Origin of the sequence: Bradyrhizobium sp. UFLA01-814, from assembly GCF_046718885.1 — a bacterium.
In the GTDB taxonomy this organism is placed as follows: domain Bacteria; phylum Pseudomonadota; class Alphaproteobacteria; order Rhizobiales; family Xanthobacteraceae; genus Bradyrhizobium; species Bradyrhizobium elkanii.
The window spans coordinates 54,627-63,092 of the sequence record NZ_JAQOSR010000026.1 but is presented as its reverse complement, the minus strand read 5'-3'; the positions used below and the strand labels follow the sequence as shown (position 1 = coordinate 63,092).

Genomic DNA, 8,466 nt, shown 5'->3' with positions numbered 1-8,466 from the left:
CCTGAGACGCGCGCGTTCAGCGATGTCCAAGCCCACAGGTAACCCCTGACATTCTGCGCCGCCTTTGCCTGTTCGACGTTGGGGCAGAGGCACGTGTCGGCAACCTTCGATCCAATCCATCATGAGCAGTTTGACCAGGCTCCGGCCAAGGAAAGACGCTGCGCAAGCCTGCCCTTGGCAGGGGCAAGTCCGCTATTCAAATTGGATCGGCTCGGATCCGGGATAGGAATGAGCAACGAACTCGCAGAACGCGCGAGCCGCCGGAGAAAGCTTCGCCTTGTCCTTCCAGGCAAGCCCGACATCCATGGTGTGGACATCGTCATCGAGCGTCTTGAGATCGATGCGATGTCCTTCCAGCGACCAGGGACGGTAGACCATGTCGGACAGAATGGTAATTCCCATGCCGGTTGCGACCATGCTGCGAACCGCTTCGACCGACAGGGTCCGGAAGATGACGTTCGGCACGTGCGCCGTATGCTGCCAGTAACGCATCGCGGAGCGTTCGGCTTCATCGACGGTCAACATCAGATAGGGCTCGCTTGCCAGGTCCGCCAGCTTGATGCTGTCCTTGCGCAGCAGCGGATGATTGACGCAAGTCCACAAGCGACGCGGCGAGCGCAACAAGAGCCGCGAGCGAATGGAGTGCCGGTCATGCAGGTTCGCGACCAGCATGATGGCCGCATCGACGCTACCGCTGATCAAGCTCTGCTCGATCGCGTCGCGCGGAAACTCGTGGAGACGCACCGTGATGCCCGGGAATGATCGCCAGAAGCGCGACAACAAGGGCGGCAGGAAATATCCGGCGATGGTGTAGCTGACGGCGACATCGACGGTGCCGTCGACCTGCATTCCCCAGCGATGCGGCCCACGTATGGCATCCGACACGCTGGCCTCGATGGCGCGGGCACGCTGCAAGAACTCCCGTCCGTCGAAGGTCAGCGTCACGCCGTTCGAATGACGGTCGAACAGCTTGTGACCGAGCTCGGCCTCGAGCGCCTTGATGGACGCGGTGACCGCAGACTGCGTCACGCTGAGCGCCGCCGCGGCGGCCGAAACGCGCCCGGTCTCGGCTGTTGCGATGAAATGCCGAACCTGACGGAACGTCAGAGACATAAAAATTTCCGATATCAGCGAACGATATTTCGAATTTTACAATCCCCCGGGGGAACGGAAAAATCAATCCGTCGGTTCGCGAGTGAGAGGCATTGAGGTCATGTCCGATGGTTTGGAATTGGTCGCTCGCGATATCAGCGTCCAATTCGAAGGCCTGAAGGCGCTGTCCAACGTGACCTTGACCGTACCGCGGGGACGTATCGTCGGACTGATCGGTCCGAATGGAGCCGGCAAGACCACCCTTATTAACGTGCTGACGGGTTTCCAGCCGGTTGGCGCCGGAACCGTGGAACTGGAGGGCGACACGCTGAATGGCATTGCAGCGCACAAGCTGCGCCGCAAAGGCGTGGCGCGGACCTTCCAGTCGGGCCGACTTTTCCGCGACCTGCCGGTGATGGACAACCTTGAGGTCACCGGCGTCGGCCTGGGCCAATCCCGCCCGGAGGCGATCGGTGAAGCCGAGCGCGTCATGGCCTGGCTCGGCATTTCGCATCTGTCCAACACGATCGCCGGTGCCCTGCCCTATACCGACGAGCGCCGCGTCGCGATCGGCCGCGCCATCATGTGCACACCGCGCTATCTGCTGCTCGACGAACCGGCGGCTGGAATGTCGGAGCATGAGAGCCACGAACTTGCCGCCATCATCCGGCGGATCGCCGGCGAGCTCAATGTCGGGGTGCTGCTGATCGAGCACAATATCGGCCTCGTGCTCGAGCTCTGCGAGCGCATCTACGTCCTCGATTCCGGCGAGGTCATCGAAGTCGGCCCGCCCGCTCAGATCCGTGACAGCGATGCGGTGCGGCACGCCTATATGGGTACGCAGCGCGACGAGCCGCTTCCGCCGGTCGCCGCCGAAGAGGCCGTCGCGTCATGACGCTGCTTGCCGTCGACGACATCACCGTCAGCTATGGGCGCCTGACGGCTCTCCGCGGCCTGACGCTGAAGATCGATGAAGGCGAGATCCTGTTCGTGACCGGCCCGAACGGCGCCGGCAAGTCGACCTTGCTCAACGCCATCGCGGGCGTCGTGCCACCGGGCTCCGGGTCCATCATGATCGATGGCGCAAAGATCACGGGTGCCGCGCCCGAAGACATCGCCCGGCGTGGATTCTCTCTGGTTCCGGAGGGACGCAATGTCTTTGGCGCGCTGACGATCGAGGAGAATCTGAAGGTCGGAACCGGCATGCGCGCCGACCGCAAGAAGATCGCCGACGATCTGGATCAGGTCTACGAGGAATTCCCGATGCTGGCCGAGCGCCGCCACACCCCGGCGGGAATGCTCTCCGGCGGCCAGCAGCAGATGCTCGTCATTGGCCGCGCTTTGATGGCCGCGCCCCGTATCATGGCGATCGACGAGCCGTCGCTCGGCCTTGCGCCAAAGATCATCGACCAGGTCTATGAGATCCTGGTGCGGCTGCGGACGCAGCGCAATCTCACCCTCCTGATCGTCGAGCAGAGTTCGACACGCGCCATGATGACGGGCGGACGGATGGTCCTGATCCGCGGCGGCCGCATCGTGCTCGAGGGCCCTGCGGCCGACATGGTCAGGGATGATCGCCTGAAGCAGTCCTATTTCGGCTTCGGAGATCATTGAGATGCGCGAGCTGCTCCAGATCATCTTCGATGCCCTCAGCCTCGGCAGCCTCTACGCCCTTGGTGCGCTCGGCATCGCCCTGATCTTCGGCGTGATGCGGCTCGTCAACTTCGCCCACGGCGATTTCATCGCGTTTTGCGTCTTCGCCATGCTGTGGCCGTCGATCGATGCGGCGGCGATCGTCTTTGCCGGGCAGCTGCCGTTCTATCTGTTGATCCCGCTGCTGCTCTTGATCGGAGCCGCGCTGTCGATCCTGTCGGAGATCGTCGTCTTCCGCCGCTTCCGCAATGCCAATCCGGCGACGATGATGATCGCTTCCTTCGCGCTCGGCTTCGTGATCCGGCATCTCCTGCTGATGCTGTTTTCCAGCCGGCCGAAGTCGATCACGCTGTGGCCGAGCCTCGGCCTGCCGGTCGAACTCCTGGGCGCTCACATCCCGATGCTCCAGGTCGTGACCATCATCGTTACGCTGGCCGTGCTGGTGGTCCTCGTCCTGTTCCTCAAGCGCACGCGCTACGGGCTCGAGATGCGCGCGGCCGCCGACAATTTCACCATGGCGCGCATGCTCGGGGTCCGCGCCAACGGTGTGATCCTGCTGGCCTTCGCCATCAGCGGCATGCTGGCGGCGGCGATCGGCCTGATCCTGGCGACCAATTCCGGCACCGCCGACATCGGCATGGGCGCCAACGTGATGCTGATCGCGTTCATCGCGACCGTGATCGGCGGCCTCGGCAGCATTCCCGGCGCCGTTGCCGCCGGCTTCCTGATCGGTGCGGCCAGCGTCGTGTTCCAGGCGACCCTGCCACACGACGCCAGGGTATTCCGCGACGCCTTCGTCTACGGCGCCGTCATCGTCGTCCTTCTGGTGCGGCCGCAGGGCCTGTTCGCACCGAAATCCGCCAAGCAGAGGGTCTGATCGATGTCGCAGCGGCCGTCTGTCATCCGGCAAACGATCATCACGCCGATCGTGCTGATCGTGGCGCTGCTCATCATGGCCGCCCTCTCCTATCAATTCGGCAGCCGGGCCTTCAACCGCACCGTGGTCGAGATGTTCATCAACATCATGGTGGTGGTCGGGCTCTACGTCTTCGTCGGCAATTCGGGCCTGCTGTCGTTCGGCCATATCAGCTTCATGTGCCTCGGCGCCTACATGACCGCCTGGCTCACCATTCCGCCGGTGATGAAGTCGATCACGCTCAAGGGGCTGCCGGCGTGGCTGCTCCACGCGCAACTGCCGATGTGGGTGGCGACGCCGATATCCGGACTGTTTGCGGCACTGTTCGCGCTGATCGTCGGCCGCGTCATCATGCGCCTGTCGGGCATCGCCGCCTCGATTGCGACCTTCGGCCTGCTCGGCGTCATCAACAATGTCTATTCGAACTGGGATTCGGTGACGGGCGGACAGGGTTCGATCGTCGGCATTCCGCCCACCATGAATGTCTGGACCGGATGGATCGGCGGCGCCGTGGCCATCGCGATCGCCTATCTCTACTCGATCTCGCGCTCCGGACTGGCACTTCGCGCCACGCGAGACGAAGCCGTCGCGGCCAGCGCCTCCGGCATCGATATCGTTCGCGAGCGGCTGATCGCCTTCGTCGTCAGCGCCTTCATCATCGGGCTCGCCGGCGCGCTGTACGCGCATTTCCTGAGCATCGTCAATCCCGGCGCATTCTATCTGCGGACGACGTTCATCACGCTATCGATGCTGGTGGTCGGCGGCATGTACAGCCTCAGCGGAGCCGTCTCGGGCGTGGTCGCGATATCCGTGCTGATCGAGCTGTTCCGCAATCTCGAGAAGGGCATCAGCCTCGGCGGTCACACCGTCGGCCTGCCGAACGGTGTCCAGGAGATCGCGATCGGCATCATCACCATCGCGATCCTGATGTACTTGCCGACGGGACTGACCCGCAACCAGGAATTCTCCTGGCGTCGATGGCCGTTGCAGCGCCGCCTGACGCAGCCGGTCCAGACCGCGCTGAAGGAACTGCACTGACGCTCGTTTGTACAACTGGAGGAGTGGGGTTATGCGCTTTACGACATTACTCAGCATCTTGGCCGGAGCATCCGCGCTCTGGTTCACGCCGGCCCGGGCAGCCAACGAGATCGTTGTTGGATTTGCGACCGCTGCATCCGGATTCATGCAGGCCTATGACAAGCCGGCGCAGGACGCGGCGCTGATCCGGATCGAGGAGATCAACAAGGCCGGCGGCCTGCTCGGCAAGAAGATCAAGCCCGTCTTTGCCGACACCAAGACCGATCAGGCCGAGGGTGCCAAAGCCGGCCTTGCGGTGCTCGACCAGGGTGCCGACCTCGTCATCGTCTCCTGCGACTACGATTTCGGCGCGCCCGCGGCGCTGCAGGCGCAGGCTGCCGGCAAGGTTTCCTTCTTCCTCTGCGCCGAATCGATCAAGGCCGGCATCCCCGGCGTCGGCCCGTTCTCGTTCTCGGCCTCGGTGCTGGCACCGGTGCAGGGAGCGACCATGTCGGAATGGGCTTACACCAAGAAGAACGCACGCAGCTTCTATCGGCTGCTCGACAGCTGGACCGTCTACAACAAGGGTATCTGCGACGGCTTCGACTGGATGCTGCCGCGCCTGAAAGAGGCCAAGCTGGTCGGCAGCGACACGTTCAAAAACGACGATGCCTCGATCGCCTCGCAGATCACGCGCATCAAGAGCCTGCCGAAGGAGCCTGACGCCATCATGCTCTGCACGATGATGCCGGGCGCTGTCTCCGCCATCAAGCAGATCCGTGCCGCCGGCATCAAGTCGATGATCCTCAACGGGTCGGGTGTCGACGGCAGCTACTGGATGAACGCCGTTCCTGACCTCTCGAACTTTTACGTCCCGGTGCAGGGCTCGGTCTATGGCGACGATCCGAACCCGAAGGTCAACGAGTTCAACAAGAAGTACAAGGAGGTCACCGGCGGTGACCCCTCCAGCCAGTACGTCTATCCGGGCTACGTCCTGATCGACGTCTGGGCCAAGGCGGTCGAACGCGCCAAATCGACCGATGCGGCAGCCGTCGTGGCCGAGCTCGAGAAGATGAACAACGAGTCCACGCTGTTCGGGCCGCGCACCTTCACCAAGGACATCCACCACCAGAACCAGGGTCGTTATCTGATCGTCGATACCGAGGCCGGCAAGCCTCAGGTGATCGACCAGTGGACGATCTCGGAAAAGATCCCGCTCGACTATCTGGTGTCCAAGTAACCCGGCAATGCGCCGCCCTGGGTGCGCCAGTCATACCCTGGGCGGCCTTCGCCGGTCATATGCAAAGCCAGTTGGAAGGAAATCAGGAGATGGTCGTGATCAACTGCGACATGGGCGAGGCCTACGGTCTCTACAAGATGGGCGACGACAAGGCATTGATGCCTCATATCGACGTCGCGAACGTCGCCTGCGGCTTTCATGCCTCCGACTTCAATCACATGCGCAAGACCGTGCAACTCGCCAAGCAATTTGGCGTCAAGGTCGGGGCGCACCCGTCGCTGCCCGATCTGCAGGGATTTGGTCGCCGGGAGATGAAGATCGACCGCGAGGAGCTGGCCAATTGCCTGCTCTATCAGATCGGCGCACTCAAGGCCTTCCTGGATGCCGAAGGCATGGCGCTCAATCACATCAAGCCGCACGGCGCACTTTACGGCATGGCATCGCGCAACGAGGAGATCGCCGAAGCCGTGGCTGATGCCGCTGACGTCTACAAGGTACCGCTGCTCGGCATGAAGGGAACGCTGCACCAGAAGGTCTACGAGCGGCGCGGTCATGCCTTCGTCGCCGAATACTATGCCGACCTCGACTACAATGCCGACGGCAGCCTGATCATCACCCGCGAGCACGAGGCGAAGGATCCAGCCGACGCCGCCACCCGATGCGCAAGGGCGGTCAATGAAGGCAAGACGCGCACGGTGGCCGGAAACGACATCGTGGTCGGCTCCGATTCGATCTGCATCCACTCCGACACGCCGAACGCCGTCGCCATCGCCGAGGCCGTCCGCGAGGCGGTGCGCCCCTATCTCACCGCGCGCTGAACCGACGCGGCAACGAACCAATACAACACGAGGAAACAATGGCAACGCAGCAGATCTTCTCGCCGCTCCCAGGCATCTTTTATCGCAAGCCCGCGCCCGACAAGCCGGTCTACAAGAACGACGGCGACGCCGTCGCCGAGAGCGACACGATCGGGCTTATCGAGGTGATGAAATCGTTCAACGAGGTGAAAGCTGGCATCGCAGGCAAGATCGTCCGCTTCCTGGCCGAGAATGAAGATGCCGTGATGGCCGGCCAGCCGATCGCCGAAATCGACGTTTAGGGCTCTCCGACCAGCCATGGCGATCAAGAAGCTCCTCATAGCCAATCGCGGCGAGATCGCGGTGCGCATCATCCGCGCAGCGCGCGATCTCGGCATTGCAACCGTGCAGGTCTACAGCAAGGCCGACCAGGACTCGCTTGCAGTCAGGCTCGCCGACGAAGCGGTCGATATCGGTCCGCCGCAGGCGTCGAAATCCTATCTCAACCAGGCGGCCATCCTCGCCGCGGCGCGGAGCACCGGCGCCGACGCCATCCATCCCGGCTACGGCTTCCTGGCCGAGAACGCCGAGTTCGCCGCCGCTGTCGAAGCGGCGGGATTGATCTTTGTCGGCCCAACCGCGCAATCGATCCGGCTGATGGGCGACAAGGTCGCGGCACGCGAGGCCGCCGCCGCGGCCGGCGTGCCTACCGTCCCCGGCAGCCAGGGGCGGCTGGAGTCGGCGGAGGCGGCCTTCGCGCTGGTCGAGAAAACCGGCTTCCCCGTGATGATCAAGGCCGCCGCCGGAGGTGGCGGACGCGGCATCCGCATTGCGCGGTCGCCAGAGGAGTTTCAGCATCTGATGCCGCAGGCACAGGCCGAGGCGCTCGCGGCCTTTGGCGACGGCGGGCTTTACGTCGAAAAGCTGATCGAAGGCGCGCGGCATATCGAGGTGCAGGTGCTCGGCGACGGACACGACGTGATCCATTGCTTCGAGCGCGAATGCTCGTTGCAGCGCCGCCGCCAGAAGGTCTGGGAAGAAGCCCCCTCGCCCTCGCTCACCCAGGCCGTGCGGGAGAGACTCTGCACCTCGGCCGTGGCACTCGCCAAAGCGGTCAATTATCGCGGCGCCGGGACGCTCGAATATCTCTACGACGACGCCACCGGCGAATTCTACTTCCTGGAGATGAACACCCGCATCCAGGTCGAGCATCCGGTCACGGAAATGATCACGGGCATCGACCTCGTCCGCGAGATGATCCAGATCGCCGGCGGCGAACGCTTGCGCATCAGCCAGAACGAGATGCGCGTCAGCGGCCATTCGATCGAGGTCCGTATCAACGCCGAGGATCCCGCCAGAAACTTCCTGCCGAACCCGGGCACGGTGAGCGCGCTCAGCGTGCCCGTCGGCGACGGCGTTCGCTTCGACAGCATGCTCTATCAGGGCTACACGGTGCCTCCCTTCTACGACAGCCTGCTCGGCAAGCTGATCGTGCACGACAAGGACCGGCCGAGCGCCATGAAGAAACTCGAGCGCGCGCTTGCCGAGCTCAGCGTCGAAGGCATTTTCACGACCAAGCCCCTGCACCAGGCGCTGGCGCGCGACGCCGACGTCCAGGCTGGACGCTTCCATACGGCATGGCTCGAACCATGGCTTGAGTCCCATGCCACCGCCCTTGCCACCGATCAGCCGCCATCAGCCGCGAAGGTCGCCTCATGATGGCGAGAAAATCCGCCCCGTCAGCAACAGGA

Annotated in this window: 9 protein-coding genes; 8 read left to right on the top strand and 1 reads right to left on the bottom strand. The window is 63.5% G+C overall.

All coding sequences use genetic code 11. From position 1 onward, the window contains the following. Nucleotides 1–192: 192 nt before the first annotated feature. Nucleotides 193–1,113, bottom strand: a complete 921-nt coding sequence (locus PMN64_RS10975; protein WP_375764385.1) for a LysR substrate-binding domain-containing protein — start codon at nucleotides 1,111–1,113, stop codon at nucleotides 193–195. Nucleotides 1,114–1,213: 100 nt separating this feature from the next. Between PMN64_RS10975 and PMN64_RS10970 the strand changes: the two genes are divergently transcribed. From PMN64_RS10970 to PMN64_RS10935, 8 genes are all read left to right on the top strand, one after another. Further along, nucleotides 1,214–1,987, top strand: coding sequence for an ABC transporter ATP-binding protein (locus PMN64_RS10970; RefSeq protein WP_411780698.1), 774 nt, complete (start codon nucleotides 1,214–1,216; stop codon nucleotides 1,985–1,987). Next, the gene (locus PMN64_RS10965) at nucleotides 1,984–2,706 is read left to right on the top strand and encodes an ABC transporter ATP-binding protein (protein ID WP_411780697.1); all 723 of its coding nucleotides are present in this window, start codon (nucleotides 1,984–1,986) and stop codon (nucleotides 2,704–2,706) included. Before PMN64_RS10970 ends, PMN64_RS10965 begins: the two co-directional genes overlap by 4 nt. Nucleotide 2,707: 1 nt before the next feature. After that, nucleotides 2,708–3,622 (top strand): branched-chain amino acid ABC transporter permease, encoded by a 915-nt coding sequence (locus PMN64_RS10960; protein WP_411780696.1) that lies wholly within the window; start codon nucleotides 2,708–2,710, stop codon nucleotides 3,620–3,622. Nucleotides 3,623–3,625: 3 nt separating this feature from the next. Further along, nucleotides 3,626–4,699 (top strand): branched-chain amino acid ABC transporter permease, encoded by a 1,074-nt coding sequence (locus PMN64_RS10955; RefSeq protein WP_411780695.1) that lies wholly within the window; start codon nucleotides 3,626–3,628, stop codon nucleotides 4,697–4,699. Nucleotides 4,700–4,730: 31 nt separating this feature from the next. Further along, on the top strand, nucleotides 4,731–5,918 hold the full coding sequence (locus PMN64_RS10950) for an ABC transporter substrate-binding protein (RefSeq protein ID WP_028345052.1): 1,188 nt from the start codon (nucleotides 4,731–4,733) through the stop codon (nucleotides 5,916–5,918). Nucleotides 5,919–6,007: 89 nt separating this feature from the next. Then, nucleotides 6,008–6,736 (top strand): 5-oxoprolinase subunit PxpA, encoded by a 729-nt coding sequence (gene pxpA, locus PMN64_RS10945; RefSeq protein WP_028345053.1) that lies wholly within the window; start codon nucleotides 6,008–6,010, stop codon nucleotides 6,734–6,736. Between the two features lie 38 nt (nucleotides 6,737–6,774). Beyond that, entirely contained in the window at nucleotides 6,775–7,017 is a 243-nt protein-coding gene (locus PMN64_RS10940) for an acetyl-CoA carboxylase (RefSeq protein ID WP_018270951.1), read from the top strand. Between the two features lie 16 nt (nucleotides 7,018–7,033). After that, entirely contained in the window at nucleotides 7,034–8,434 is a 1,401-nt protein-coding gene (locus PMN64_RS10935) for an acetyl-CoA carboxylase biotin carboxylase subunit (protein WP_411780694.1), read from the top strand. Nucleotides 8,435–8,466: the final 32 nt, after the last annotated feature.

Excerpts from the sequence above, each read along its gene's own strand:
- PMN64_RS10940 (WP_018270951.1), top strand. The coding sequence starts at position 6,775 with ATGGCAACGCAGCAGATCTTCTCGCCGCTCCCAGGCATCTTTTATCGC.
- PMN64_RS10970 (WP_411780698.1), top strand. The coding sequence starts at position 1,214 with ATGTCCGATGGTTTGGAATTGGTCGCTCGCGATATCAGCGTCCAATTC.
- PMN64_RS10960 (WP_411780696.1), top strand. The coding sequence starts at position 2,708 with ATGCGCGAGCTGCTCCAGATCATCTTCGATGCCCTCAGCCTCGGCAGC.
- PMN64_RS10935 (WP_411780694.1), top strand. The coding sequence starts at position 7,034 with ATGGCGATCAAGAAGCTCCTCATAGCCAATCGCGGCGAGATCGCGGTG.
- pxpA (WP_028345053.1), top strand. The coding sequence starts at position 6,008 with ATGGTCGTGATCAACTGCGACATGGGCGAGGCCTACGGTCTCTACAAG.
- PMN64_RS10950 (WP_028345052.1), top strand. The coding sequence starts at position 4,731 with ATGCGCTTTACGACATTACTCAGCATCTTGGCCGGAGCATCCGCGCTC.
- PMN64_RS10955 (WP_411780695.1), top strand. The coding sequence starts at position 3,626 with ATGTCGCAGCGGCCGTCTGTCATCCGGCAAACGATCATCACGCCGATC.
- PMN64_RS10965 (WP_411780697.1), top strand. The coding sequence starts at position 1,984 with ATGACGCTGCTTGCCGTCGACGACATCACCGTCAGCTATGGGCGCCTG.
- PMN64_RS10975 (WP_375764385.1), bottom strand. The coding sequence starts at position 1,113 with ATGTCTCTGACGTTCCGTCAGGTTCGGCATTTCATCGCAACAGCCGAG.